Below are 25,294 nucleotides of genomic sequence, written 5' to 3' on the forward strand. Positions count from 1 at the left end.
CGACCGCCGTGATGTCGCCGGCCACGACCACCGTGCCGTGCCATGGCGTGCCCGTGCCATGTCGAGCAGACGGAACGCCAGGCTTCATCGGACACGTCCGGCCTACCTGCGAACGACATGCCGCGGCGGGCGTACTGCGCCCTGAGTAGTCACGGTGTCTGCAACGGCATGACGACGGGGAGGGCCTCGCCCGGGGAGCCTGAGCAGGTATCCGAGACCGACTGCTCCGTGCCCGCGGTCAGGGCGACGTGTGCCGGTCATCGCCTGGTGTCCGACGGGGAAGGCCGACCGTGCTTCGCGCGCATCGCACGACGTGTCTCCCTCCCGGACTCCCGCACTGGGAGGCAGTACACCCGATGAAGACCCGTATCACGCTCGGACTGGCCGGGGTCGCCTCGTGCGTCGCGTTCCTCACGGCGGTAGCCGTGACCAGGGACGGCGACGGCGGCGCGGTGCCGTCGCTCCCGACGCCCCCGCGCGGACCCTACGTCGCACTGGGCGACTCCTACACGGCAGGCCCGAAGATCCCCGACCAGAACGGCAAACCCCCGGGGTGCGACCGCTCCGACCGGAACTACCCGGCGCTGGTCGCCGACGGCCTCGGCCTCGGCGCGGCGGAGTTCCGAGACGTCAGTTGCAGTGGGGCCACGGTTGCCGACCTGTCCGCCTCGCAGTCCACGGACGACGGCGTCAACCCGGCCCAACTGGCGGCCGTCAGCGCCGCAACCGGCCTGGTCACCGTCGGCGTCGGCGGAAACGACATCGGCTTCGGCTCGGTGATCACCGCGTGCGTCAAGGACGGCGTCCGATACCGGATGGAGAGCCGTTTCGAGGACGCCGCGTCGAACGACGCCCCGTGCCGGAAGCGGTACGTCTCCGGTGGCACCGACCAGGTGGCGGCGAGGATCGACGCGGCGGGCGGGAGGCTGTCCGCCGCGCTACGTGACATCGGCCGCCGGGCTCCCGAGGCGCGGGTGTTCGTCGTCGGCTATCCCGCGATCCTGCCGGACGACGGCCGAGGCTGCGGACGTGCGACCGGCCTGGCGCCGGGTGACGTGACCTTCCTGCGGGAGAAGGAACGGCAGCTCAACACCATGCTGCGGGACAGCGCGAAAGCTGCCGGCGCCGGGTACGTCGACACCTACACGCCCTCCGCCGGCCGCGACGCCTGCGCGGACAAGGACGTGCGCTGGATCGAGCCCCTCATCCCTGCGGCCCCGGCGGCCTCCGTGCACCCCAACGAGCGCGGCGAGCGAGGCATGGCGCGGGCCGTGCTGCGCGCGGTGCGGGCAGCACGCTGACAGGCCCGTCACCACCCCGTCAGCAGCAAGTGGTTGAGAAGCAGGGCGAGCGCGGCCTGCGCCGCGAGCCAGGCACGTGGCCGGGTCAGGAACGCGCACGAGACCAGGAGCCACATGGCGAACGGCAGCCAGATGCGCTCGGTCTCCGCTTTGCTCATCCCGGACAGGTCGGCGATGAGCAGAGCGGCGAGTGCGGCGGCGACCAGCACGGCGAGGCGGAGTTCGGCGGAGGCGTTGAGCATGTCTGCCCAGGGCAGGACCCGTCGGCGCACGGCCGAGCTGATCCGTTCGAAAGCGCCGCGGCGCTCGGCTGTCCGCCCGCGCAGAGGAGCGTCGAGGGGAGAACGCGCCCTCAGCCGTGTCGCGGGCAGGAAGAGAGTGGCGCCGGTGCGTCGCAGGCCCGCCACCGTTGCCGGGCCCACGATCAGGACCGTGCAGGCGAGGTTGGCCCACACCCAGTAACCGTAGGGCCGGATGCCGCCGGCTCCCTGGTAGTAGCGCTCGACGAGCAGGTGGTACGCCTCCCACCAGTTGAAGCCCGCGAGGGTGAACACGACGGGGACGACGGCGACTCCGGCGAGGGCGTAGGGCAGGGGCCGGGCTCGTCGCGGGCCGAGCAGCAGGACGGCGCCCGCGATCACGACGAAGAGGGTGAGCCCGTAGGAGAGATAGCAGGTGAGGCCGAAGAGGAGGCCGGAGGCGAAACCGGTGAGCCGTGGCCGGTGTCCGGTGACCGCGAGGGCGAGGAACGCGACCGTCCAGGCCGCGACCGCCGCGAAATAGCCGTCCGCGGACGTCCCCATCCACACCGCGGCCGGCGCCAACACCAGGAACGGTGCCGCGCGGCGCGCGAGCGCCTCGTCCGCGAGCGTTCGCACGGCGACCAGTACCGCCACGCACGCCGACGCACCGACGGTGATGCAAAAGGCTCCGGCCCAGCCTCCGCCGCCGAGCCCGGCCCGGGCGAGCAGGACGAATGTGAGTGTCGCCGCCGGAGGGTGGCCCGCCACATGCGGGGGCCAGTGGTCGGGGGAGTGGAGCAGGATGTGGCCGGTGAAGTCCCGCAGCGTGGCGGGGATGTCCTGGAAGCGGTCGATGACCTGCAGGTACTCGTACTTGGTTGTGAGCCGGACCGCGATCCCGCGCTGCCAGCCGTCGATCAGCGCCAGTGACCACGTCCACGCCATGGCCATGCCCCAGGCGGCGCCCAACAGCGCGCGCCACGGCAGCCGGGCGGCCACTCGCGGGCCGCATGCCACGACGCCGACCGCGACGACGAGCGCCGCAGGGGTGCCGGGGCCGACGTGGGGACCCCAGTTGGCGTACAGGGGAGGCCACCCCACGTGCAGGGTGCCGTGCTCCCGCTCGATCGCGGTGCCGACCAGCGCGGCCGCCACGACGAGCAGCGCGGCGGCCGCGGTCGCGTACAGGTCTCGGAGAAGATCACGGGTCACGGGGGAACGCTAGGCCGCGAGGACCGCGCCGAGGCCGTTGCACGTGCGGACGTCAGCGTTTCGTCATGTGTCGAGGACCCCTTTCCGCAGTTGCGGCGGCCTACGGTCGGCGCATGTCAAGGTTGCACACTCCGCCTGCCTCGCCCACGTCCCCCGGTTTCTGGCGCAGTCCCGTACGAGGTCCGTGGTTCACCTCGGTGCTCGGAATCGTCCTGCTCGGCGGGATCACCGCGCTGTTCGTGACGGGGCTGCTGTCGTACGCCGCGTACAACCCGGACCTGTCGCCGGTGAACGACAAGACCCCCGACAAGGGCCTGCTCGGCTTCTACCTCTTCGCGTGGCCGACACAGCCGCACTGGCTCTACCGGCTCACCCAGGGCATCCATGTCACGCTGGGCATCACGCTCATCCCTGTCCTGCTGGCCAAGCTGTGGTCGGTCGTTCCGAAGCTGTTCGCGCTGCCGCCGGCCCGGTCGCTCACGCACGCCCTGGAACGGATCTCCCTGCTGCTCCTCGTCGGCGGCGTGCTGTTCGAGTTCGTGACGGGGGTGCTCAACGTCCAGTTGGACTACCTCTTTCCCGGCTCCTTCTATCCGCTGCACTTCTACGGCGCCTGGGTGTTCATCGCCGGGTTCGTGGTGCACGTGGTGCTCCGGGCCCCCGCCGCCGTACGCAACCTGCGTCGCATGCGGGCGGGGAAGGGCCCGCAGGAGGAGGCGGGCGGGGAGCCGGACTTCCCGCTGGTCTCCCCGCGGCCGGCCGAGCCCACCGTGTCCCGGCGTGGCGCGCTGTGGTTCGTCGGCGGCGGTTCGCTGCTGCTGTTCGGGACCACGGCCGGACAGAGCTTCGACGGTCCGCTGCGGCGCACCGCCCTCCTGGCGCCGCACGGTGGCGCCGATCCGGGCAGCGGTCCCGGCGGCTTCCAGATCAACAAGACGGCCGCGTCCCGGGGGATCGCAGCCGCCGAGACGCGCGAGGACGTGTGGCGGCTGGTCGTCACCGGGCCCTCCGGGACCGTCCGGCTGAGCCGCAAGGAACTGCTGGAACTGCCGCTGCACAGCTCGGCGTTGCCCATTGCCTGTGTGGAGGGCTGGTCCACCGGCGACCAGTGGTGGCGGGGCGTACGGCTGCGGGAACTCGCCGTCCTCGTCGGGTACGACGCGGACTCGGCCCCCGACGTCATGGTGGAGTCCCTCCAGCGGCGTGGCGCCTTCCGCAGGGCCGCCCTGCGGTCCAACCAGGTGCGTGATCCGCGTTCCCTGCTCGCCCTGGACGTCAACGGCGAGCCACTGACCCCCGACCACGGCTACCCGGCCCGGATCATCGTGCCCGCGGCACCCGGTGTGCTCAACACCAAGTGGGTGGCCCGGATGACGTTCGGAGACCTGTGATGCGCAGAGCGTTCCCTCCGCTCGGCAGCCCGCTGCAACTCCTGCTTCTGGCCTGCTTGTTCGCCCTCGCCGGATACGCGGGTGTGCGTCTGCTGTCCGACGACTGGCTGGGTGTGACGCTGTGGTTCGTGGGTGCGGCCGTGCTGCACGACCTGGTGTTTCTGCCGTTGTACGCGGCCGTGGACCGGGCCGTCACCGGAGTGCTCGGTACCGCAGGCCGCCGGACCTGGACCATGTACGTCCGGGTGCCGGCGGCCTTTTCCGGGCTTCTGCTGCTGGTGTGGTTCCCGTTGATCAGCGGCCGCGTGGCGGACGGCTACGAGTCCGCCACCGGCCTGTCCGCGGACGGCTTCCTCGCCCGCTGGCTGCTGATCACCGCCGTACTCTTCGGCGGGTCCGCCCTGCTGCTGGTGCTGCGGCTGCGCAGGGAGACGAAGCAGCGGCCACCGGCCGACCACTGATCCACGGTGCGCCAGCCCAGCGGGCGGGCGTACCGCAGAAGGGCCCGGGTGCCGAGCCGGGCCCAGGGGAACGCGGCGCCGGTGGCCCCCTTGGCGCCGGTGCCGCGCACGAGGCGGACGTCGGCGCGCTCGTCCACGTCCACCGGAGCCGTCTCGGCGATCAACAGGCCGCCGGGCACCAGTAGTTGGGCCACTCTGCGGAGCAGGGTGCGTGGGTCGCCGCCGATGCCGAGGTTGTCGTCCAGGAGCAGCGCGGTGTTCCAACGGCCCTCACCCGGCAGTGGTTCGAAGACCGAACGCAACAGAGCGGGTCCGCCGAGGCCCAGGGTGTGGGCGACGGCGGCCTCGCTGATGTCGATACCGAGCGCGGTCCGGCCCTGGGCGGCGAGCTCCGTGACCAGTCTTCCGGGCCCGCACCCGACGTCGAGAACGGCACTCTCGCACCGGTCCAGGACCTGACGGTCCACGGCGTCGGCCCGCGCGCACCACCGCTCGACGTCCAGCGGCAGCAGCCAGCCGTCGCCACGGCGCAGGAAGAGCGGTCCCCGGCCTGCCCGGAGGGCGTCGGCGTAGGGGTCGGCCGACCAGCTGTGCTCGGCGGGGTCCCGCGCCATCACCTCATGCGCTGTGCTCATCGGCGGCCGGCCGTCCGCAGCCGGGCCAGTTCCGCGGCGAAGCGGCCGTGCGGCGCCAGGGCGGCGACCGCCTCGGCGTCGGCGGACGTGTCCACGTCCCGCAGGCGTGGCAGATCGCGCACCCGCAGGCCGGCGGCGACGAGCCGGGCGCGCTGTACGGCGCCGGTGGCGGGCGTAGACATCGGGACCCCGCGCAGCAGCTCCGGGTCCGGCTTCGCCAGCCCGAGCGCCCAGAAGCCGCCGTCCTCGGCAGGGCCGAAGCAGGCGTCGTACCCGTCGAAGTCCACAGCGAGCAGGCCGGGGGTGACCTGCGGTGTGTCCATCCCGATCAGCAGGGCCGGTCCGTCGCAGCCGGTGAAGGCCGCGGCCAGCCGTTCGTCGAGGCCACCCGCACACTGCGGTACGACGTCGAAGCCGGGCGGCAGCCATGGCCCGGGTCTCCCGTCGAGGACCAGGATCCGGCGTCGGGCGGGTGCCGCGGCAACCGCCCTCAGGGTGTCGGTGAGGGCCGCCTCGGCGAGCGCCGCCGCCTCCTCGGGTGTGAACGGTGGCGTGAGCCGGGTCTTCACCCGTCCCGGCCTCGGTTCCTTGGCGATGACGAGCAGGGTGGTCACCGGCGGGATCCTCCTTGTGCCTGTGCTGTGGCCGCCGCGGGCACGGCGGGCCGCTCGGCAAGGACGCGGCTCATGTCGCGTACCGCCTGCCAGGTGCCACGCCAGGTCCCGGTCACCTTCGAGGCGCCGGACCTGGGCAGATACGGGACGTCGTGTTCGGTGACGCGCCAGCCCGCGTCGGCGGCCCGCACGACCATCTCCAGCGGGTAGCCGCTGCGCCGGTCGGCCAGGTCCAGGGCGAGCAGTGCCTCGCGGCGGGCGGCGCGCAGCGGACCGAGGTCGTGCAGGCGCAGACCCGTGCGGCGCCGCAGCATCAGCGCGAGTGCGAGATTGCCCGCCCGGGCGTGCACGGGCCAGGCGCCCCGGCCCTGCGGACGGCGCCTGCCGAGCACCAAGTCGGCCTCGCCGCTTCGGACTTCGGCCACGAACGGCACGAGCAGGGCCGGGTTCAGCGAGGCGTCGCAGTCGCAGAAGCACACGATGCCGGCCGTGGCCGCGGTCAGTCCCGCATGGCAGGCGGCGCCGAAGCCGCGGCGCGGTTCGTGGACGACGGTGGCGCCGAGTTCCCGGGCGATGTCCGCCGAGCCGTCGGTGGAGCCGTTGTCCACGACAAGGGCACGCCAGCCGGGTGGAATGCGGGCGAGTACCCAGGGCAGTGCCTCGGCTTCGTTCAGACAGGGGAGGACGACATCGACGTCCTCGGGTGTGGAAGAGGTCATCACGGCTCCCACCCTACGAACGCGAAACGTACATATCGGGCTTCGGCTCCTTACGAAACACGGACGTCAGGGCCGGTGGGCCACTCGGAGAGCGACGCTCGAAGGCATGCGGTGCGAGGCTGGCCGTATGGAACAGCAACCGTACGAGTCGGTGGCGGGCGCCTCAGCCGACGGACGGACCGGGACGGCACGCGTCCTCGTCGTCGACGACGACCCCACGGTCGCCGAGGTCGTCTCGGGCTACCTGGATCGCGCCGGGTACCTGGTGGACCGGGCCGAGGACGGGCCGACCGCCCTCGCCGGCGCCGCCGCGCACTGGCCGGACCTGGTGGTACTCGACCTGATGCTGCCCGGCATGGACGGCCTGGAGGTGTGCCGCCGGCTGCGGGCACGCGGCCCCGTGCCGGTCATCATGCTCACCGCCCGCGGCGACGAGGACGACCGCATCCTCGGTCTTGAGGTGGGGGCGGACGACTACGTGACCAAGCCGTTCAGTCCCCGGGAGCTGGTGCTTCGAGTGGAGTCGGTCCTGCGTCGCTCGCGGCCCCGCACGGGCACGCGTTCCCACAGCGCGGCCGGACTCACCGTCGACCCGGCTGCACGCCGCGCCACCAAACATGGTGGCGAACTCGCCCTGACCCTGCGCGAGTTCGACCTGCTCGCGTTCTTCCTCCGGCATCCGGGCCGGGCGTACAGCCGCGAGGACCTGATGCGGGAAGTGTGGGGCTGGGACTTCGGCGACCTCTCGACCGTCACCGTCCACGTCCGACGGCTGCGCAACAAGGTCGAGGACGATCCCGCCAGGCCCCGCCTGATCCAGACGGTGTGGGGCGTCGGCTACCGATTCGATGCCGCAGGTCCCGCCAGCCCTGCCGGTCCTGGCGGTCCCTCTGGGCTTGCCGACCCATCCGGCCCTTCCGATCCTTCCGGCTCTTCCGGCCGGGGCGAGGAGTGATCATGCACGCCACCCTCCTCATCGCTCTGTACGCCTTCCTGGGCGCCGGTGCGGCCGGGCTGCTCGGCGCGGGAGCACTGTGGATGCTGCGCCGCCGCTCACTGACCACCTCCCTCACCGTGGTGGCCGCCGTCGCGGTGACCGCGATGCTCGCGGGCACCCTGGCCGTGGCGCAGGCGATGTTCCTGTCCGCGCACGACCTGTCCGTGGTGACGACGGTGGTCGCGATGGCGGCCGTCGTCTCCTTGGCCGCCGCCCTGCTGCTGGGCCGCTGGGTGGTCGCCCGCAGCCGTGAACTCGCCCTCGCCGCCCGGTCCTTCGGCGACGACGGCGACTTCACGGCACCTCACGGTGCGGCCACCGCCGAACTGGCCGCGCTGAGCCGCGAGTTGCAGGCCACCAGCGCGAAGCTCGCCGAATCCCGGCAGCGTGAGCGCGCCCTGGAAACCTCGCGCCGTGAACTCGTCGCGTGGATCTCGCACGACCTGCGCACCCCGCTCGCGGGCCTGCGTGCGATGGCCGAGGCGCTGGAGGACGGTGTCGCCGCCGACCCGGACCGCTATCTGAAGCAGATCCGCACCGAGGTCGAACGCCTCAACGACATGGTCGGCGACCTCTTCGAACTCTCCCGCATCCACGCCGGCAGCCTGGCTCTGTCGCCCTCCCGGATGTCCGTCTACGACCTGGTCGGCGATGCCCTCGCCGGCGTGTATCCGCTGGCCCGCGAACACGGGGTGCGACTTGTCGGCGACCGCGTCGAACCCCTGCCGGTGGAGGTGGACGGCAAGGAGATGAGCCGTGTACTCGGCAACCTCCTGGTCAACGCGATCCGGCGCACCCCCGCGGACGGCACCGTCATGGTGGCCGCCGAACTCCTGCCCGACGGCGTGGTGTTGTCCGTGACGGACGGCTGTGGCGGCATCCCCGAGGAGGACCTGCCCCGCGTCTTCGACACCGGCTGGCGCGGCACCCACGCCCGTACCCCGCCTGCGGGCGCCGGGCTGGGCCTGGCCATCGTCCGCGGCATCGTGGAGGCCCACCAGGGCAGGGCCACCGTACGGAATATCCCCGGTGGCTGCCGCTTCGAGGTGGTGCTGCCCGCGGCCGCTTCCTGAAGCGGGCAGCACCACCGGTCCAAGGGGCGCTACGCGCCACGCATCCCGGCCCGCGCGAACTCCCGCATGCCCTCCGCGAAGCCGACCTCCGGTTTCCATCCCAGCTCCGCCCGCAGCCGGGACGAGTCCGCCGTGATGTGCCGCACGTCGCCCAGCCGGTACTCGCCGGTCACGACCGGCTGGGGCCCGCCGTACGCGGCGGCCAGCGCCTTCGCCATCTCTCCGACGGTGTGCGGCTCACCGCTGCCGGTGTTGTACGCGGTCAGCGCACCTACGGCCGAATCCGCCTCCAGCGCCGTCGCGTTGGCCGTCGCCACGTCCCGTACGTGCACGAAGTCCCGCCGCTGCCGACCGTCCTCGTAGACCCGCGGTGCCTCGCCCCGGGCGAGCGCCGAACGGAAGAAGGAGGCGACCCCGGCGTACGGAGTGTCCTGGGGCATACGGGGCCCGTACACGTTGTGGTAGCGCAACGACACCGCCGACCCACCCGTCGAGCGCGCCCACGCGGCGGCCAGATGTTCCTGGGCGAGTTTGGTGGTGGCGTACACGTTGCGCGGGTCCACCGGCGCGTCCTCCCCGACCAGCCCCGGTGACAACTCCTGCCCGCACACCGGGCACCGCGGCTCGAAACGCCCGGCGGCCAGGTCGGTGACGGCCCGGGGCCCCGGCCGTACGACCCCGTGCCGCGGGCAGGTGTACCTGCCTTCCCCGTAGACGACCATCGAGCCGGCCAGCACCAGACGGCGGACGCTCTTCTCGGCCATGGCCGTGAGCAGTACGGCGGTGCCGAGGTCGTTGCGGGAGACGTACTCCGCCGCGTCGGCGAATCCGGTACCCAGGCCGACCATCGCCGCCTGGTGGCACACGGCGTCCACACCGGACAGGGCGCGGGCAACCGCCTCCGGGTCCCGGACGTCCGCGCCAGGATCATCACGTACGTCGAACATGACGGGCTCGTGCCCGCGCGTCCCAAGCGCCTCGACGACATGGGACCCGATGAACCCGGCACCGCCGGTGACCAGTACTCGCATGCGCCCACGTTAGGGCGGCACACCCGCCGTACCCCCGGGCCGCGCGCACCACGTCACGAGTCCGTAAGGACCTGTTCCTGATGCGACCATGCCATGACGGTTTCCGGCGGATCCTGGGTTCGTTGCGCGTGCCAATCAGCCGTGCTTGGCTCGCCCGATGAACTTTCTGTTGACGGCGAGTGGCCTGCGCAACGAGACCCTGCGGGACGCGCTGCGGGACATGCTGGGAAAGCCGTTCGGATCGGCGAACGTCGTGTTCGTCCCCACGGCGTCAGTCGCCGAGCCCGGGGACCACGGATGGGTCGTCGAGGACATGAACCGGCTGCACGGCCTCGGCTGGCGGGAGTTCGACGTCCTGGAGCTGAACGGCCTGCCTCGGCAGATGGTGCTCGACCGGCTGCTGAACGCCGACGTCATCTATGTCGAGGGCGGCAGCCACTACCACCTCGCGCGCAGCATCACCGGCAACGGCCTGGCCGACGGCTTCCTGGAAGCGCTGGAGAGCCGGGTCTATGTGGGGGTCAGCGCCGGATCAATGATCTTCAGCCGTAATCTCACCGGCCACTCCGCCGACGTCATCGGGGACACCCCGGACCTCCACGTGCTCGGCGCGACGACCGTGGAGCCGCCGTTCGGCCTCTTCGACTGGTATCTCAAGCCCCATCTGTACTCGCCGGATTTCCCCGAGCGGGACGACGCCTGGGCTGATCGCATCGCCGCGCGGGCGGACTTCCCGATCTACTTCATCGACGACCAGACGGCCGTTCGCGTCAAGGACGGCAAGGTGGATGTCATTTCTGAAGGCCGGTGGCGATTCCATCCGTGACTCAGAGCCCCGGACCTTGTGCGAGCGCCCTCGCCCTCCGATCCCTCCGACGCTCCGGCGTCCCCGTCGCGCGGTGTCGCGTCCCGTGAGCCGGTCGACTTGGCGCGGGTCGGCCGCCGCTCGGTCCGCCGCAAACACCGTGTCTCCTGCAGGTCGTGTCGATTTGCTGGTTTGGAACTGACCCCGACCACGCCAAGGGGCCCGGTGTGAGGTGTACGAGCCACGGCTGCTCGGGAGTCAGTGGCTGCCGGCGAGTTCGCCGCTGAGTGTCTTGTGGATGTGAGCGCTCGGCCCGTTCAGTCCGATGATCTCGACTGTCTTGCCGCGCTGGGTGTACTTGGCCTCGATGGCGTCCAGGGCGGCGACGGAGGACGCGTCCCAGATGTGGGCCGCGGACAGGTCGATGACGACTCTGTCGGGGTCGCCCGCGTAGTCGAACCGGCCGACGAGGTCGTTGGAGGAGGCGAAGAACAGCTCGCCCGTGACCCGGTAGACGACGCCGGCGTGGTCGGGGTCGGTGGCGGCGGTGACCTCGGCGAGGTGGGCGACGCGCTTGGCGAAGATGACCATCGCGGTGATGGAGCCGGCGACGACGCCGATGGCGAGGTTGTGGGTGGCGACGACGCAGGCGACGGTGACCACCATGACGGTGATCTCCCCGGCCGGCATCCGCTTGAGTGTCTTCGGGGCGATGGAGTGCCAGTCGAAGGTCGCGAACGACACCATGACCATCACCGCGACGAGCGCCGCCATGGGGATGTCGGAGACGACCGGTCCGAAGACGATGCACAGCACCATCAGGAAGGCACCGGCGAGGAACGTCGACAGGCGGGTGCGGGCGCCGGAGACCCGGACGTTGATCATCGTCTGGCCGATCATGGCGCAGCCGCCCATGCCGCCGAAGAAGCCGGTCACGATGTTGGCGATGCCCTGCCCGATGGACTCGCGGGTCTTGGAGGAGTGGGTGTCGGTGATGTCGTCGACCAGCTTCGCGGTCATCAGGGACTCCATCAGACCGACCAGGGCCATCGCGAGCGCGTACGGAGCGATGGTGGTGAGGGTGTCCAGGGTGAACGGCACGTCCGGCAGCCCGGGCATCGGCAGCGCGGACGGCAGGTCGCCCTTGTCGCCCACGGTCGGCACCGCGATCCCGGCCGCGAGCGTGATGACCGTGAGGATGACGATGGAGACCAGTGGCGCCGGGATCACCGAGGTGACCCTCGGGAAGAACACCATCAGCGCCAGCCCGGCGGCGAGCAGCGGATAGACCGGCCAGGGCACGTTCGTCATCTCCGGCACCTGCGCCAGGAAGATGAGGGTGGCGAGGGAGTTGACGAAGCCGACCATCACGCTGCGCGGCACGAACCGCATCAGCCTGGCCACCCCGAGTGCGCCGAGGACGATCTGGAAGACACCGGCGAGCACGACGGCCGCGACCAGATAGCCGAAGCCGTGTTCGCGGTTCAGCGGGGCGATGACGAGGGCGACGGCACCGGTGGCGGCGGAGATCATGGCCGGCCGGCCGCCGACGATCGCGATGGTCACGGCCATCGTGAACGACGCGAACAGGCCGATCGCCGGCTCGACCCCGGCGATGATCGAGAACGAGATCGCCTCCGGGATCAGTGCCAGGGCAACCACGAGACCGGCCAGCACCTCGGTGCGCAGCACCTTCGGATCGGACAGCCACGACGGACGTCGGGAGCCGCGCAGCCACGCGGCCGGGGACAGTGCGGGGGAGGACAAGACGAGAGGAACCTGTCGTGCTCGGGCACACCCGGCATCACGGCGGGCGCGCAAGTAGGCGTGGAGAACCGGGGCGGTCCTCCAAGAGATCAGCGAGCGGCGCGGACCGAGGTCAGGGGGCAGCGGCGACGTGACCGGCGCGGGAATCGGGCGCTGCCTGCGGTCGAAGGATCACGGCGGGCAGACAGCGGCGCCTGGCATCACGGACATGCGCACGCTCTCTCCCGCGGACAACGGTGTTTGCCGGGGGCTTCGTCGGCCCCGACACGGCTGACGGTAACGGGACGACATCCCGCACCGTGGGAACAGGCGCGGCAGGCAACCGCCCCAATACCGGCGCAACCCTACCCTAACGTTAGAGTAGAGATCGGCGTCGGCTGCCCGTGGCCGCAGCGGAAGACGAGGAAGGCACCCCGCGTGAGCAGCGAGCACATGCAGATCGGCGAGGCCGCCGCGCGGACCGAGCTGTCGCTGCGCACCATCCGGCACTACGAGGACACCGGCCTCGTCATCCCCTCCGCCCGCTCCCAGGGCGGCTTCCGCCTCTACACCGAGGCCGACGTGGCCCGCCTGATGGTCATCCGTCGCATGAAGCCGCTCGGCTTCACCCTCGACGAGATGCGCGCCCTGCTCGACGCCACCGACCGCCTCGACTCCGGCGAGGAACTGCCGCCCGAGGATCGCGAGGAACTGCTGGACCGGATTCGAGGCTTCGAGCAAGCCACCCACAAGCGAGTCGAGGATCTGCGCACCCAGCTGGCCCGGGCGGAGGAGTTCGCGGCCACACTGGGGGAGCGCCTGATTCGGAGCACGTCGGCCCCGAGGCGGCCCTGACCTGGCGGCGGTGCGCAATCCGACCACTGCGGGGTTGGCTGTAGCCAGCGGATCCCAGCGGGCCGTCGCCTGGTCAGGCGGCTCGTTCAGCGGTGGCCGGTTGCTTGGCGCGCTTGGCCTCCAGCAGTTGCCGGCGCTTGTCGTCCTTGAAGGGCCATGTGTGCGAACCGGGCTTGCGGGCCTCGTCCGCCAGATGCTTGAGCAAGCCCTTGTAGCTGCTCTCCTTGATCTTCACGGCAAGGCGGCCACGGATGGAGAACCTGTTCGCGATGTCGTCCTTGGAAGCGAGCTGAACCGTGGCGGCGCGACGCCCAAGGCTGACACACAGGCCGAAGAACCCCACGTCGATGGACGCGGGCTGCTCACCCGCGATCCGGCTCAGCACGGTGTCGGCGGCATGCGCGCCCAGCGGGCCCGCGGCCTGGCAGCTCATCCGCAGCGGCAGGTCCGACGGCGCCGCCGAGTCCCCGGCCGCGACGATGCGTACGTCGTCCACGCTCGTCAGCGTCTCGTCCGTGAGCAGGCGGCCCAGGCCGTCGGTGCTCAGCCCGCTGCGCACGGCCAGGTCCGGCACGCTGAATCCTGCGGTCCAGACGGTCACTCCGCTCGGCAGCTCACGGCCGCCACTGAGCCGCACGGCATCGCGCGTCACGGCCGTCACCCTCGCGTCGGGGCCTTCGAGCACGGTCACACCGAGTTTGCCCAGCCGCTTGGCGATCGAGCGCCGAACGCGGGGATGCAGATACGGCCCGAGTACCTCGCCGCACACCAGGGTCACGGTGCGGCCCGCCTCCGCCAGTTCGGCGGCGGTCTCGATGCCGAGCGCACCGGCTCCGACAACCGTCACCGCGGCCGTCGCAGGCGCGGCGTCGAGGACCGACCACAGCCGCTGTGCCTCCTCCAGGCTCGCGATCGGATAGGCGAACTCGGCCGCTCCGGGCACCCGCGGGTCGGCGCTGCCGCTGCCCACCGCGTAGATCAGGTAGTCGTAGCCAACGGTGCCGCCGGCCGCCAACACCACGCTGCGCTCGGCCGCGTCGATCCGTGCGGCGGTGTCGACCACCAGCCGGACGCCCTTGGCCAGGAGCTCTCGGTAGTCGGCGACCACGTCTTGGGACCCGCCCACCACTTGGTGCAGGCGGATCCGGTGAACGAAGACCGGGCGCGGGTTGATCAGAGTCACGGTCACGTCCTCGCGCTGCGTCAGGCGATTGGCCGCCATGACTCCGGCGTATCCGCCGCCGATCACGACCACTTCGGTGTTCTGAGCCATGGTGTCTCCCTCGTTCGCGGTGGGTTCGGCCTCAAGACGCCGACCGGCCGGACCTTGTGACAGGTTGTGAGGCAGACCACTTCGCAGACGTGGAGCGCGGCGCCTACAGGCCGTGGCTTCAGCTGATCCGGGCAGTGGGGGCTGGTGTGGGCTCGGGCGGAGACGGGAGGTCGTCGCTCTCGTTGCTCTCCACGGCGTCCACGCTCTCCACGGTCTCCACAGCGATTCGGGGCAGCCGCCGGTCGAGTGGACGGGGCAGCCACCAGGCGGCGCGCCCCAGCAGTGCCATGGACGCGGGCACCAGCACCATGCGGACGATCGTGGCGTCGAGCACGATGGCCGTGGCCAGCCCCAGGCCCATCATCTTGACGAGTGGCGAGGGGTTGGCGACGAAGCTGAGGAAGACCACCGTCATGATGAGCGCGGCGGAGGTGATCACGCGGCCCGTGACCGCCATACCGCGTGCCACCGACTCGGTGGGGTCACCCGTGGCGTCGTACTCCTCGCGGACCCGCGAGAGCAGGAACACCTCGTAGTCCATGGACAGGCCGAAGAGGACCGCGAAGAAGATCGTCGGCAGAGGTGAAGCGATCGGCATGGTCTCGTGGAGGTTGAACAGCCCTCCCAGCCAGCCCCATTGGAAGACGGCCACCACGACGCCGTACGCGCCGCCGATGGACAGCAGGTTCATCACGGCGGCCTTCAGCGGTACCGCGACGGAGCGGAACACCAGCATCAGCAGCAGGAACGACACCACGAGGATCGCGGCGATGAACACCGGGAGGGTGTCGGTGAGTTGACGGGTGAGGTCGTCGGTCATGGCGGTCAGGCCCGACACGGCGACATTGTCGGGGATGACGCCGCGGACGCGTTCGAGGGTGTCGGAGGTCGCGGCGTCCGCGGGGGCGGTGGTGGGAAGCACGGGCAGTACGACCGTGTCACCCGCCGTGGAGAACCGGGGCTCGCCGATCGACGCGATGCCGGGGTCGTCGGCGACGCGCCGGGCCAACTCGGGGATGCCCGCGGCGTCCACACCGGGGCCGCGCAGATCGGCGACCATGAGCAGCGGGGCGTTGAAGCCGGGACCGAAGCCCTCCGCCAACAGGTCGTAGGCGCGACGGTGGGTGGTGCTGGTCGCGTCGTTGCCGGCATCAGGGAAGCCCGTCTCCATGCGCAGCGCCGGTATCGCCAGGGCCAGGAGCACGGCGGACCCGGCCAGCAGGTAGGGCCACGGCCGACCGGAGACGCGGTGCGCGAACCGCCACCATGCCGTCTGCTCCGGGCTCTCGGGGTTCTCGGACTTCTTGGAACGTCGCATACGCAGCCACCGGTGCCGCCGCGCCTTGTGGATGCGGTCGCCCAACAGAGACAGCAGGGCGGGTAGCAGCGTCAGGGCGGTCGCCACGGCGAACAGCACGACCAGCGAGGTGCTCAGACCGATCGAGGTCAGAAAGCCCAGGCCGGTCAGCGCGAGCGCGCTCATCGCCACGACCACGGTGCCGCCGGCGAACAGAACGGCAGCGCCGGACGAACTCATGGCGTTCGACAGCGCGGTGGCGTTGTCCTGGCCGGCCGCTCGGTTCTCGCGGCAGCGCGCCACGATGAACAGGGCGTAGTCGATACCGACACCCAGGCCGATCATCGCGCCGATCGTGGGCGCGGCGGTCGACACGTCCGTCGCATGGGCCAGCAGCACGATGCTGCCCAGGCCAGCGGCCACGGCGACCAGGGCGAGCGCGATCGGCACCAGCGCGGCCACGATCGTGCCGAACGCCACCACCAGGATGACCAGGGCGGAGAGTAGGCCCGCCGCCTCCGCGCCCGACGTCGGCGTCTCGGCGTTGATGAACACGGCGTCGCCCCCGAGTTCGGCGACGACACCGTCGCCGCGTACGGGCTCGATCGCGTCGTTCAGGGCGTCGATCCGCTCGGGATGCACCTCCATCGGCGGTACGTCGAAGGCGACTTGGACGTAGCCGATCCGTCCGTCGGGCGAGATCGTGCCCCCGGTGAAGGGATCGGTGACCGTGGCGACGTGTTCCACGTCGGCGATGCGGTCGACGGCCGCCTCGACGGCAGGCCGGTGGCGGTCGATCCGCTCCCCTTCCGGCACGGCGAAGACGGCGACGGCGCTGCCGCCGGACGCCTCGGGGAAGCGGTCCTCAAGCAGTTCCATCGCCTTCTCGCTCTGGCTGCCCGGAGCGACGAGGTCGTCGACGAACGAGCCGCCGACCAGGCCCGCAAGAGGCAGTACGAGCGCCAGGGCGGCCACCCAGGCGCCGATGGTCACCCACGGTTGGCGGGCGCTCGCGTCGCCGATACGGCGCGTGAGTCGATTCATGGCTGCGGCTCCTGGGAGACGGCTGCCGACCGGCGGCAGTTGTTGGATGGGCTCGTGCGGGAGCTGCCGACCGTTGGACTTGTCGGCCGGGTTCGTGCGAGACGGCTGCCGACCGGCGGCACCGGTCGGTGCGCGGCGGCAGGAGTTTCGAGCGGTTCCATCGTGGGCGTCGACGCCGGTGCCGTCTCCCGCCGTCAGAGGGGCCGGACGCCCCCACGCGCGACGGGGAGTACGAGCCCACCTCTCCATCCGCGGACGGAGGGCCGCCTCCCCCCGCAGGCGGGTGACGGTGCCTCGGAGCTGGACTTACGATGGCTTGCCCGGCGCGTCGCGGTGCCTGCGCCAGGCCACGGGAACGCTTCCCGGCCAAGGCACCGGCCGCCTCTCGATGGAGCGACGATGATCCGTACGGCTCCGCATGCCGGGACGCCCGGCCCCGGCCCCGGCCGCAGGGCGTCGGGCAGCTTCCGCGGCCCGTTCACGCGCTGGCCGCGGGGCGCGGACGCCGTACTCGCGACCGTCTTGTTCCTGCTGACCGCGCTCCTGGAAGAGGGTCCGGGCGATTCCCTCGTCGTCCGCCCTGTCACCAGCGTCCTCCAGCCCGCCCTCCTGCTCATCACCCTGGCCGGCGCCGCGCTCTACCTGCGTCGGCGCAGGCCGGTCGCGGTCCTGTGCGTGGCACTCGTCGCGTGGCTCCCGACGCTGGGAAGCAGCTACTCCGTGCTGGGCGGGGTCGTGATCGTCGCGCTCTACAGCGTCGGGCGGCACGACGACGACAACCGGTGGGGCCCTCTCGGTGTCGGCGCGGCCGTCGTCGCGCTCACGATCGACGGCGTCCTCCTCTCCACGCCCTGGGAGGACATCGGCTTCGGCTACGTCTTCATGTTCGGCGCCTGGTATCTCGGCCGACGCCTCCGGCTCCGAGCCGGGCGTGCTGCCCGGCTCCGCCAGGAACAGGCCGCCGAGGCACGGCGGATCGTCGCCGAGGAGCGCACCCACATAGCCCGTGAACTGCACGACGTGGTCGCCCACCGGGTGAGCATGATGACGGTGCAGGCCGGTGCGGCCCGGATGGTGGCCGCCGAGGATCCGCAGGGCGCGCTGGAGGCGATGGCGGCGGTGGAGGAAGCGGGTCGCCAGGCGCTGGACGAACTGCGGCACCTGCTGGGAGTGTTGCGGCCGAACGCCGAGCGCGACGGCCTTGGGCCTCAGCCGGGCCTGGCCGACCTGCCCCGCCTGGTGGCCGAGGTCCGGGAGGCGGGTCTGGACGTCTCGGTCACCGGCGGCATCCGGGATCCCCTCCCGGCCCGCGTGGATCTCTCGGCATACCGCATCGTCCAGGAGGCACTGACCAACGTGCTCAAGCACAGCGGGCCGCGGACCCGCACCGAAGTGCGCCTGCGCGCCGAAGGTGACGGCATCACCATCGAGGTCCTCGACGACGGCCGCGGAACCGCCGTCCGGTCGGTGTCGGCCGCGCACGAGGGCCTGCCCGGCCACGGCATCGTCGGCATGCGGGAACGCGCACTCCTGCTCGGCGGAAGCCTCGACGCCCAGCAGTGTCCCGGCGGCGGATTCCGGCTCACCGCCCATCTGCCCACCAAGGGGGAGCCCACGTGAGCATCCGCGTCGTCGTCGCCGACGACCAGGCGCTGGTACGCCGCGGCTTCGCCATGATTCTCCGGGTCCACCACGACATCGAGGTCGTTGCCGAGGCGGGGACCGGTGTCGAGGCGATCGAGGCCGTACGCCGTCATCGCCCCGACGTGATCCTCATGGACATCCGCATGCCCGAGATGGACGGCCTCGAAGCGACCTCCCGGATCCTTCAGGAGGCCGACTGGGACACCCGGGTGCTGATCCTGACCACCTTCGACCCGGACGAGTACGTCTACGAGGCGCTGCGCTCCGGTGCCAGTGCCTTCGTGCTCAAGGACATTCCCCCCGAACAACTCGCCACCGCCGTACGCACCGTGGCCGAGGGCGGGACACTGCTGGCCCCCTCGATCACCCGGCGCTTCATCGACCGGTTCACACAGCGCCGCGTCAACACCGTCGCCGCGGCACGCCTGGAAAGGCTCACCGGCCGCGAGGGCGAGATCATGACCGCCGTCGCCCGGGGCGCGAGCAACGCGGAGATCGCCGAGCAGTTGTCCATCGGCGCCGCCACCGTCAAATCACATGTGTCGAGCATCCTGACCAAACTCGGGCTGCGCGACCGGATCCAGATCGTGATCTTCGCCTACGAGAGCGGCCTCGTGGAAGCGGGCGACCACGACGTCGGCCACTGACGGCGTCAGTGGGTGAGCTGCTGGTGCCCTATGACGGAGAGCAGTTCGAGCTTGCTGTGGCTCTCCGTGCCGGGGCGTGTGGTCAGTACGACCAAGGTCTGCGCGCGGTTCTCCGTGAACAGGACCTGGCCGTCGACGTCGATGCGGCCGAGTTCGGGATGGACGATCGTCTTGCTCTCGTCGTAGCGCTGGGCGACCTCCTGCAACTCCCACAGACGGACGAACTCGGGGCTGTGTTCCTGGAGTTCGGCGAGGATCCGGGCGGCTCTGGGGGTGTCGCTGCCCGCTGTCAGCGCGACCCGCAGACGGGCCGCCTGGGCGCGGACGTGGTGTGGGTGGTCCTCCTCGGGATACACCAGCCGTTCAGCAGGGTCCATGAACCAGCGGTAGTAGGCGCTGCGGGCCAGTCCGGTGTGGCGGGTCTGGTCGCCGAGCAGTGCGATGGCCAGCGGGTTCATCGCGAGGGTGTCCGCCATGTCGCTCAGCACCGGGGCCGGGGAGTCGTCCAGGCGGTCCAGGACCCGCATCAGTGTCGGGCTGACGTGCTCGGAGCGGTGGAAGCGGGCCGGGGCGTTGTGACCGATGAGGCCGAAGAGGTGATCGCGCTCGTCGAGCGTCAGGCGAAGCGCCCGGGCGAGGGCCGTGGCCATCTGTACGGAGGGCTGCGGGGCGCGCTGCTGCTCCAGGCGGGCGTAGTAGTCGGTGGACATCCCGGCGAGCGAGGCGACCTCCTCGCGTCGTAGCCCCCGGGTACGCCGGCGTGGGCCTCGACCAGTCCGACGTCATGGGGGCGCAGCGTCTCGCGCCGTCGGCGCAGGAACTCCGCCAGCTCCTTCTTGTCCATGCCCACCATCATGACCACTCGGCGTTCTCCCAGCCAGGGGTCGCCGATCCATGGGTAAGCCGTCCTCTCCCACCTCTGCGAAGGCGCTCCTACGGTCGGAGCCACGGGGTGATCACCGGCCCCGTGTCAGCCAAGGAAGAGGACACCCACCATGAAGATGACCGGCAACACGATCCTGATCACCGGCGGCACCTCGGGAATCGGGCTCGGCCTGGCGCTGCGCCTGCACGAGGCCGGGAACAAGGTGATCGTCGCGGGGCGGCGCAAGGAACTGCTCGAACGGATCACGAGCGAGCACCCGGGCATCGAGGCACTCGTCCTCGACGTCGCCGACCCCGCGTCGATCGCTCGCGCCGCCGAATCGGTCGCGACGAGCCATCCGCAGCTGAACGTCCTGGTCAACAACGCCGGCATCATGCTGCCCGAGAACCTCCTCGACCCCGCCTCCCTCCCGGTCGCCGAGGACCACGTCACAGTGAACCTGCTCGGCGCGATCCGGATGACGTACGCCTTCCTGCCCCTGCTGGAGGACAAGAACGACGCGGTCGTCATGAACGTCACCTCCGCGCCGGCGTTCGTGCCGCTGCCGATCACGCCGACCTACAACGCGACCAAGGCCGCGCTGCACTCCTTCTCCGAGAGCCTGCGTGTGCAGCTCACCGACAGCGACGTCCAGGTGATCGAGGTGGCCCCGCCGGGCGTGCGGACCACCCTGCTGGGCCAGCAGGACGACGAGAACGCCATGGCCCTGGACGACTTCCTCGACGAGACCCTCACCCTCCTGCGCGACCGGCCCGACGCCAAGGAAATCGTCGTGGAGCGCGCCAAGCTGGTGCGCCACGCCGAGGCCAACGGCACGTACGACGACGTCCTGACGATGCTCGCCAGCGTCTGAACCCGCGCCGGCTGAGGGCGTCCGCCACGGCCCCGAAGCCCGATCCCGCCGGACCTGACCTGAATCGGCTGTCGCCTGCCAGAGCATGCGGTTACGGGGTGATGCAGGCAATTCATTCCGCCGTTCGGGCCGGGACCGGCGCGCCCCACATCTCTGCCCTGTGACGAGGTCACAGGCGGTCATGGAGCTGTGGAGGGTGGGGAGGTCAGGGCCCGAGAGCAGGCAGCTCCTCCTCCGCCACTGGTGACACAACGGGCGTACGTCCGGCCACCCAGGCCGCCAGGTCGCGCAGGCCTCCGGTACCCATCGCGCCCGGCGGCCCGTCGCCGACCGGTGAACTGCGCGACCAGATCGAGGACTTGACCGCCGTCCTGGCCAAGGCCGAGGCGCACCCAGCGGAACTGGCCACGACTCTGAAGGTCATCGCGGAACTCGCACCGACCGGGGCCGAATCCGAACCGCCCGAGTCGGCCAGCGCCCACCAGGCCATCGTGAACGCCTTCAACGCCCACCCCGATCAGGCGTTCAGGGTCCGTGAACTGCACGAACTCCTTGGCATGCCCACCAGCGACCCGGGCATGAACGTCACCCGCAGCCCTCTTGGACGCCTCACCCGCCAAGGCTTCCTCACTCAACCTGGACGCGGCCGCTACCAGAAACGGACTTAGGGGTGCTTTCAGAAAGCCGGATGCTTGCGGGCGAGAGTCATGCAGTGTGCGAGCTGGAGGAAGGCGTCGTGCATGTCGTCTCGGGTCTCCCAGCGAGTGCGGAGGCGTCGGGGGCCGTGCAGCCAGGCGATGGGCGACTCGGCGACCCATCGGATGCAGCCCAGGCCCGAGCCGTGTGGTTCGCCACGTCGGGCGATCTTCGGGACGATGCCGCGCTCGCGCAGTCGGCGGCGGTAGCTGTCGTGGTCGTAGCCGCGGTCGGCATCCAACTCACGCGGCTTGCGCCGGGGACGCCCGCGCTTGCCCCGCACCGGCGGCACACCGTCGACCAGGGGCAGAAGCTGGGTGACGTCGTTGCGGTGTCCGCCGGTCAGCGACACCCGCAACGGGGTGCCATGCGCATCGGTCAGGACATGATGCTTCGAGCCCGGCCGTGCACGGTCAACCGGACTCGGACCCACTTTTGGGCTGCTTCGCCCCCGCCTGGCCTGCACGTGTGAGGCATCAACGGTGACGCGGGAGAAGTCCAGACGGTCCGCCGCCCGTAACCGGTCCAGCAGGACCCGCTGCAGTTCCTCCCACACCCCGGCCTGCTGCCACTCGGCCGGCCGACGCCAGCAGGTGGGACCGGAACCGAACCCCAACTCCTGCGGCAGGTACTCCCACTGGATGCCGGTGTACAGCACGAACAGCACACCCTGCAGCGTCTTGCGGTCATCGATCCGCTTGCGCCCCGGATACCGGAAGCGCCGTTCATGCCTTGGCAACAGCGGCTCGATCACCGCCCACAACTCGTCACTGACCTCCCACGGCTTCCGCCGCGCCATGGGCACACCCCACAAAACACGGAATCACTTCCAACCCCACCGTGCCACAACAGGATCCTTCTGCAAGGACCCCTTAAAGCCGCTCTTCGCGGGCCGGTATCGGCACGGCCGCCGGCCGCCACTCTCGCCTGATCAACCCGAACACCCACGAGTCGGATACCTCGCCGTTCACGACGCAGTCCTCCCGCAGCGTGCCCTCACGCATGAATCCGATCTTCTCCAGGACCCGGGCGGATGCCACGTTGCGCGTATCGGTCTCGGCCTGAACTCGGTTCAGGTCCAGTGTGTCGAATGCCCATTGCAGCAAGGCGTGCGCAGTCTCCGTCGCGTAGCCGTGGCCCCACATCGCTTCGTCGAGGACGTAGCCCAACGACGCGCTGCGGTAGTCCGGGTTCCATCCGGTCAGACCGCACCAGCCGACGAAGGCCCCGTCAGAAGCACGGTCGATGGCCACCCGCGCTCCGGTGCCTTCGTCCGCCATCGTCCGGCACATCGCGATGAAGCGCTCGGCGCGGGCCCGTTCGTTCCACGGCGGGGAGTCCCAGTAGCGCATCACGTAGGAGTTGCTGTGCAGCGCGAAGAGGCGGTCCGCGTCGGCGTCGGTGAAGGGGCGCAGCCGCAGGCGAGCGGTGTGCAATATGGGGGTGGCCAAAGTCATGTGCACCATCTTGTGTCCTCATGGGGCGGGCAGAACACCGAATATTCGCTCTCGGTTCGGTCCTCACGACCAAGGCACCGCCTACCAGCAGATCGTGCACGGCACGGCTATTCGGCCTGCCCACCGACGAGCCAGGCGTGAGTGAACGTCACTCGACGGGTGTGCCGCAGACGTGGGGCCCACCTGGACGCGACGACAGCAACGACTACTTTGCTGATCCGGGGTTCTCGTGCCTGGAGGCATTGAAGCGTGCCTTCTTCTGGCGATTCCCGCACGTGTTCATCTCACACCATCTGCGGGTGCGGCTTTGGCTGGTGTCGAAGAAGGCCGCTTGGCAGGTTGGCGATGCGCACAAGGCCAATTTTCCGTCTCTTTCGCCTGCGATGACGCTGATCGCGTCGGTGGCGATAACGCCCAGGGCATCCTCCACGGAGGAAGCCGAGCCAAGTCGCCATTGCCGATTGCCCTCGGGCGTCAAGACAGCCGTGGCCCGACCCTGACGGCTGCAGTCATTGATGACCTGGACAGCAGGCACAGGAAGAGGGTCTCGGCGCGCGGCCGCTGTCGCGGCGGAGTGGATTGATTCCCTCAGCTCCCAAGCGCGTTCGAGCTGGGCGGTGGTGCAGGACTCCACGGCGAGGCCACTCACGGCCAGCCAGTCGACGAGTCGGTTCGGAGTGGGGATGCGCTCCACAGCGTCGCCATGACGCTCCGACAGGGTCCCTGTGAAGCTGGTCGCCAGCACCTTGCCGAGACGGAAGTCAGGGAACCGAGCACTCATGGAACCACCTTAGCTGGTTGCACGCCGACATCGAGACTGCTAGAACCGTCTTAGCCGGTTCCGGCAGAGTCCCAAGCCAGTTCCATCGATGACCAGGAGGTCTCATGTCCATGACCTGGTGCGTCACCTATGCTGCGGCCGCCGTCGATCGTGGCGTCGTCACCACGTCAGCTCACCCCGCCGGGGGAATCTCGTGAACCGTCAAACCAGCGACGTGCACGCATTCGAAGCCCACGCAACCGACGCCGACCTCGACGACCTGCGCGCGCGACTGGCCGCAGCACGGCTGCCGGAAGCCGAGACGGTCTATCGCGCCGCGCCCGACCCGCGCCGATGGGATCAGGGCGTTCCTCTCGCCGACCTCGTCGATGTCGTGAACTACTGGCGCACCGGGTACAACTGGCGGTCGTTCGAAAAGCGCCTCAACCAGATCGGCCAGTTCCGCACGACGATTGACGAACTGGGAATCCACTTCCTGCACCGCCGATCCGCCCGCGCGGACGCCACCCCTCTGATCTTGACGCACGGCTGGCCAGGCAGCGTTGCCGAGTTCACCCATGTCATAGACGAACTGGCGGATCCGAAAAGCGCAGACGCACCCGCGTTCCACGTCGTAGCCCCGTCGCTGCCAGGTTTTGGCTACAGCGACAAGCCGGCCACCACCGGCTGGGGAATCGAAAAGATCGCGGCCGCGTGGGTGGAACTGATGGGGAGGCTCGGCTACAGCAAGTTCGTAGCCCACGGCGGCGACTGGGGAGGTGTGATCACCACGGTCCTCGGCGGCAGGTTCCCGGCGCACGTTCTCGGCATCCACACAACGACCGCGCAGGCACCGCCCGGGTTGGCAATGGACGGGCTGACGGCGGGCGAGCGCAAATGGGCCGAGGAAACCCGCGATTTCTGGGGCGGCCCCCGCGCGGCGTACGCGAAGCAGCAGTCGACCCGACCGCAGACCGTCGGCTACTCGCTCGTCGACTCACCCGTCGGGCTTCTTGCCTGGATCCTTGACAAGTTCGCTGAATGGACGGATACCGAAAACAGCCCGTTCGAGACGATTTCCCGAGACAGGCTTCTTGACGACGTCACCCTGTATTGGCTGACGCGGACCGGCGCATCGTCGGCCCGCATCTACTACGAGAGCCACAACTCGCTCGACCCGGAACTTCGGGTCGATGTTCCGTCGGCAATCAGTGTGTATCCCCGCGACATCGAGAAGTGTCCGCGTGCCTGGGCACAGGAGCGGTACCGGCAGATCATCCGATGGAGGTCGCCCGAAACCGGGGGACATTTCCCGTCGCTGGAGGTTCCCCAGTATTTCGTCAAGGATCTACAAGAAGGCCTTGCGGCAGTGCTGGCCGCTGGCGGTGGTCGGTCGTGATGTTGTCGACCCTGGAGTGGAGGCGTGAGCGCGGGGCCTGATCGCCGTATGCGGTGTGGGGGCCGATGATGGTTGTAGTGGCGGACCCAGATGACGTGTCCGGAGGTGCCGCCACGGGCCGAGTACGCGCTCACCGAGTTGGGTCACACTCTCGGACAAGTCGTGCACGCCATGCACGCCTGGGCCGCAGCGTTCGCGAGACAGCACCGCGAATGAAGGACGCCGGGGGACCGTGCTTCGCCGTTGCAGGTGGCGT

23 protein-coding genes and 1 pseudogene are annotated in these 25,294 nt (G+C 70.3%); 12 read left to right on the forward strand and 12 right to left on the reverse strand.

All coding sequences use genetic code 11. From position 1 onward, the window contains the following. Positions 1–356 precede the first annotated feature (356 nt). Positions 357–1,301, forward strand: a complete 945-nt coding sequence (locus tag QF035_RS51805; protein ID WP_307529825.1) for an SGNH/GDSL hydrolase family protein — start codon at positions 357–359, stop codon at positions 1,299–1,301. Between the two features lie 8 nt (positions 1,302–1,309). On the opposite strand, the gene QF035_RS51810 is transcribed toward QF035_RS51805, so the two are convergent. Beyond that, positions 1,310–2,755, reverse strand: a complete 1,446-nt coding sequence (locus QF035_RS51810) for a hypothetical protein (RefSeq protein ID WP_307529827.1) — start codon at positions 2,753–2,755, stop codon at positions 1,310–1,312. A 113-nt stretch (positions 2,756–2,868) separates the two neighbouring features. Here QF035_RS51810 and QF035_RS51815 point away from each other — a divergent pair, with 113 nt between their 5' ends. After that, positions 2,869–4,146: a molybdopterin-dependent oxidoreductase gene (locus QF035_RS51815; RefSeq protein ID WP_307529830.1), complete on the forward strand. Its 1,278-nt coding sequence runs from the start codon at positions 2,869–2,871 to the stop codon at positions 4,144–4,146. A 316-nt stretch (positions 4,147–4,462) separates the two neighbouring features. Here QF035_RS51815 and QF035_RS51820 read toward each other — a convergent pair whose 3' ends face one another. The 3 genes from QF035_RS51820 to QF035_RS51830 are packed head-to-tail and all read right to left on the reverse strand — an operon-like array spanning position 4,463 to position 6,575. Next, positions 4,463–5,242, reverse strand: a complete 780-nt coding sequence (locus tag QF035_RS51820; RefSeq protein WP_307529831.1) for a class I SAM-dependent methyltransferase — start codon at positions 5,240–5,242, stop codon at positions 4,463–4,465. Continuing rightward, on the reverse strand, positions 5,239–5,856 hold the full coding sequence (locus QF035_RS51825) for a TIGR04282 family arsenosugar biosynthesis glycosyltransferase (protein WP_307529833.1): 618 nt from the start codon (positions 5,854–5,856) through the stop codon (positions 5,239–5,241). Before QF035_RS51825 ends, QF035_RS51820 begins: the two co-directional genes overlap by 4 nt. Then, positions 5,853–6,575 (reverse strand): glycosyltransferase family 2 protein, encoded by a 723-nt coding sequence (locus QF035_RS51830; RefSeq protein ID WP_307529835.1) that lies wholly within the window; start codon positions 6,573–6,575, stop codon positions 5,853–5,855. The genes QF035_RS51825 and QF035_RS51830 overlap by 4 nt, the downstream gene beginning before the upstream one ends. A gap of 127 nt (positions 6,576–6,702) precedes the next feature. Here QF035_RS51830 and QF035_RS51835 point away from each other — a divergent pair, with 127 nt between their 5' ends. Both QF035_RS51835 and QF035_RS51840 read left to right on the forward strand, forming a co-directional pair. Then, positions 6,703–7,530, forward strand: coding sequence for a response regulator transcription factor (locus QF035_RS51835; protein WP_307529836.1), 828 nt, complete (start codon positions 6,703–6,705; stop codon positions 7,528–7,530). Between the two features lie 2 nt (positions 7,531–7,532). Then, positions 7,533–8,645: a sensor histidine kinase gene (locus tag QF035_RS51840; protein WP_307529838.1), complete on the forward strand. Its 1,113-nt coding sequence runs from the start codon at positions 7,533–7,535 to the stop codon at positions 8,643–8,645. Positions 8,646–8,674: 29 nt separating this feature from the next. On the opposite strand, the gene QF035_RS51845 is transcribed toward QF035_RS51840, so the two are convergent. After that, a complete protein-coding gene (locus tag QF035_RS51845) occupies positions 8,675–9,676 on the reverse strand; it encodes an NAD-dependent epimerase/dehydratase family protein (protein ID WP_307529840.1) in 1,002 nt (333 codons plus the stop codon). A gap of 157 nt (positions 9,677–9,833) precedes the next feature. On the opposite strand from QF035_RS51845, the gene QF035_RS51850 reads away from it, so the two are divergent. Then, a complete protein-coding gene (locus QF035_RS51850; RefSeq protein ID WP_307529842.1) occupies positions 9,834–10,502 on the forward strand; it encodes a peptidase E in 669 nt (222 codons plus the stop codon). 237 nt (positions 10,503–10,739) lie between these two features. On the opposite strand, the gene QF035_RS51855 is transcribed toward QF035_RS51850, so the two are convergent. Continuing rightward, positions 10,740–12,248 carry a SulP family inorganic anion transporter gene (locus tag QF035_RS51855; protein WP_307529843.1) on the reverse strand — a complete coding sequence of 503 codons (1,509 nt, stop codon included), beginning with the start codon at positions 12,246–12,248 and terminating at the stop codon, positions 10,740–10,742. 417 nt (positions 12,249–12,665) lie between these two features. On the opposite strand from QF035_RS51855, the gene QF035_RS51860 reads away from it, so the two are divergent. Next, entirely contained in the window at positions 12,666–13,082 is a 417-nt protein-coding gene (locus QF035_RS51860; RefSeq protein ID WP_307529845.1) for a MerR family transcriptional regulator, read from the forward strand. Positions 13,083–13,155: 73 nt separating this feature from the next. On the opposite strand, the gene QF035_RS51865 is transcribed toward QF035_RS51860, so the two are convergent. Both QF035_RS51865 and QF035_RS51870 read right to left on the reverse strand, forming a co-directional pair. Beyond that, positions 13,156–14,355: an NAD(P)/FAD-dependent oxidoreductase gene (locus QF035_RS51865; protein WP_307529847.1), complete on the reverse strand. Its 1,200-nt coding sequence runs from the start codon at positions 14,353–14,355 to the stop codon at positions 13,156–13,158. A gap of 118 nt (positions 14,356–14,473) precedes the next feature. Next, a complete protein-coding gene (locus tag QF035_RS51870; protein WP_307529849.1) occupies positions 14,474–16,696 on the reverse strand; it encodes an MMPL family transporter in 2,223 nt (740 codons plus the stop codon). Between the two features lie 399 nt (positions 16,697–17,095). On the opposite strand from QF035_RS51870, the gene QF035_RS51875 reads away from it, so the two are divergent. Then, positions 17,096–18,316 (forward strand): sensor histidine kinase, encoded by a 1,221-nt coding sequence (locus tag QF035_RS51875; RefSeq protein ID WP_307529851.1) that lies wholly within the window; start codon positions 17,096–17,098, stop codon positions 18,314–18,316. After that, on the forward strand, positions 18,313–18,987 hold the full coding sequence (locus tag QF035_RS51880) for a response regulator transcription factor (protein ID WP_189841887.1): 675 nt from the start codon (positions 18,313–18,315) through the stop codon (positions 18,985–18,987). Before QF035_RS51875 ends, QF035_RS51880 begins: the two co-directional genes overlap by 4 nt. Positions 18,988–18,992: 5 nt before the next feature. On the opposite strand, the pseudogene QF035_RS51885 reads toward QF035_RS51880, so the two are convergent. Then, positions 18,993–19,831: pseudogene (locus tag QF035_RS51885) on the reverse strand (helix-turn-helix transcriptional regulator). 151 nt (positions 19,832–19,982) lie between these two features. On the opposite strand from QF035_RS51885, the gene QF035_RS51890 reads away from it, so the two are divergent. Then, on the forward strand, positions 19,983–20,726 hold the full coding sequence (locus tag QF035_RS51890) for an SDR family oxidoreductase (RefSeq protein WP_307529855.1): 744 nt from the start codon (positions 19,983–19,985) through the stop codon (positions 20,724–20,726). A 359-nt stretch (positions 20,727–21,085) separates the two neighbouring features. Continuing rightward, positions 21,086–21,394, forward strand: a complete 309-nt coding sequence (locus tag QF035_RS51895) for a hypothetical protein (protein ID WP_307529857.1) — start codon at positions 21,086–21,088, stop codon at positions 21,392–21,394. 8 nt (positions 21,395–21,402) lie between these two features. Here the strand turns inward: QF035_RS51895 and QF035_RS51900 are convergent, their stop codons facing one another. The 3 genes from QF035_RS51900 to QF035_RS51910 all read right to left on the reverse strand — a co-directional run bounded on the left by QF035_RS51900 (position 21,403) and on the right by QF035_RS51910 (position 23,660). Next, entirely contained in the window at positions 21,403–22,221 is an 819-nt protein-coding gene (locus QF035_RS51900) for an IS5 family transposase (protein ID WP_307529858.1), read from the reverse strand. Positions 22,222–22,294: 73 nt separating this feature from the next. Continuing rightward, positions 22,295–22,879, reverse strand: coding sequence for a GNAT family N-acetyltransferase (locus tag QF035_RS51905; RefSeq protein WP_307529860.1), 585 nt, complete (start codon positions 22,877–22,879; stop codon positions 22,295–22,297). A gap of 205 nt (positions 22,880–23,084) precedes the next feature. Continuing rightward, positions 23,085–23,660, reverse strand: a complete 576-nt coding sequence (locus QF035_RS51910) for a CGNR zinc finger domain-containing protein (RefSeq protein WP_307529862.1) — start codon at positions 23,658–23,660, stop codon at positions 23,085–23,087. Positions 23,661–23,853: 193 nt separating this feature from the next. Here QF035_RS51910 and QF035_RS51915 point away from each other — a divergent pair, with 193 nt between their 5' ends. Together QF035_RS51915 and QF035_RS56050 are read left to right on the forward strand one after the other, a co-directional pair. Continuing rightward, a complete protein-coding gene (locus QF035_RS51915) occupies positions 23,854–25,038 on the forward strand; it encodes an epoxide hydrolase family protein (protein WP_307529864.1) in 1,185 nt (394 codons plus the stop codon). A gap of 90 nt (positions 25,039–25,128) precedes the next feature. Further along, positions 25,129–25,254: a winged helix-turn-helix transcriptional regulator gene (locus QF035_RS56050; protein WP_373466886.1), complete on the forward strand. Its 126-nt coding sequence runs from the start codon at positions 25,129–25,131 to the stop codon at positions 25,252–25,254. The last annotated feature ends 40 nt before the right edge of the window (positions 25,255–25,294 follow it).

The organism is Streptomyces umbrinus (assembly GCF_030817415.1).
Taxonomy (GTDB): Bacteria; Actinomycetota; Actinomycetes; order Streptomycetales; family Streptomycetaceae; genus Streptomyces; species Streptomyces umbrinus_A.

Bases quoted from the DNA above. Each gene is read 5' to 3' on its own strand.
- QF035_RS51805 (WP_307529825.1), top strand. From the start codon at position 357: ATGAAGACCCGTATCACGCTCGGACTGGCCGGGGTCGCCTCGTGCGTC.
- QF035_RS51815 (WP_307529830.1), top strand. From the start codon at position 2,869: ATGTCAAGGTTGCACACTCCGCCTGCCTCGCCCACGTCCCCCGGTTTC.
- QF035_RS51820 (WP_307529831.1), bottom strand. From the start codon at position 5,242: ATGAGCACAGCGCATGAGGTGATGGCGCGGGACCCCGCCGAGCACAGC.
- QF035_RS51830 (WP_307529835.1), bottom strand. From the start codon at position 6,575: ATGACCTCTTCCACACCCGAGGACGTCGATGTCGTCCTCCCCTGTCTG.
- QF035_RS51835 (WP_307529836.1), top strand. From the start codon at position 6,703: ATGGAACAGCAACCGTACGAGTCGGTGGCGGGCGCCTCAGCCGACGGA.
- QF035_RS51840 (WP_307529838.1), top strand. From the start codon at position 7,533: ATGCACGCCACCCTCCTCATCGCTCTGTACGCCTTCCTGGGCGCCGGT.
- QF035_RS51845 (WP_307529840.1), bottom strand. From the start codon at position 9,676: ATGCGAGTACTGGTCACCGGCGGTGCCGGGTTCATCGGGTCCCATGTC.
- QF035_RS51850 (WP_307529842.1), top strand. From the start codon at position 9,834: ATGAACTTTCTGTTGACGGCGAGTGGCCTGCGCAACGAGACCCTGCGG.
- QF035_RS51865 (WP_307529847.1), bottom strand. From the start codon at position 14,355: ATGGCTCAGAACACCGAAGTGGTCGTGATCGGCGGCGGATACGCCGGA.
- QF035_RS51870 (WP_307529849.1), bottom strand. From the start codon at position 16,696: ATGAATCGACTCACGCGCCGTATCGGCGACGCGAGCGCCCGCCAACCG.
- QF035_RS51875 (WP_307529851.1), top strand. From the start codon at position 17,096: ATGATCCGTACGGCTCCGCATGCCGGGACGCCCGGCCCCGGCCCCGGC.
- QF035_RS51890 (WP_307529855.1), top strand. From the start codon at position 19,983: ATGAAGATGACCGGCAACACGATCCTGATCACCGGCGGCACCTCGGGA.
- QF035_RS51900 (WP_307529858.1), bottom strand. From the start codon at position 22,221: ATGGCGCGGCGGAAGCCGTGGGAGGTCAGTGACGAGTTGTGGGCGGTG.
- QF035_RS51905 (WP_307529860.1), bottom strand. From the start codon at position 22,879: ATGACTTTGGCCACCCCCATATTGCACACCGCTCGCCTGCGGCTGCGC.
- QF035_RS51910 (WP_307529862.1), bottom strand. From the start codon at position 23,660: ATGAGTGCTCGGTTCCCTGACTTCCGTCTCGGCAAGGTGCTGGCGACC.
- QF035_RS56050 (WP_373466886.1), top strand. From the start codon at position 25,129: ATGACGTGTCCGGAGGTGCCGCCACGGGCCGAGTACGCGCTCACCGAG.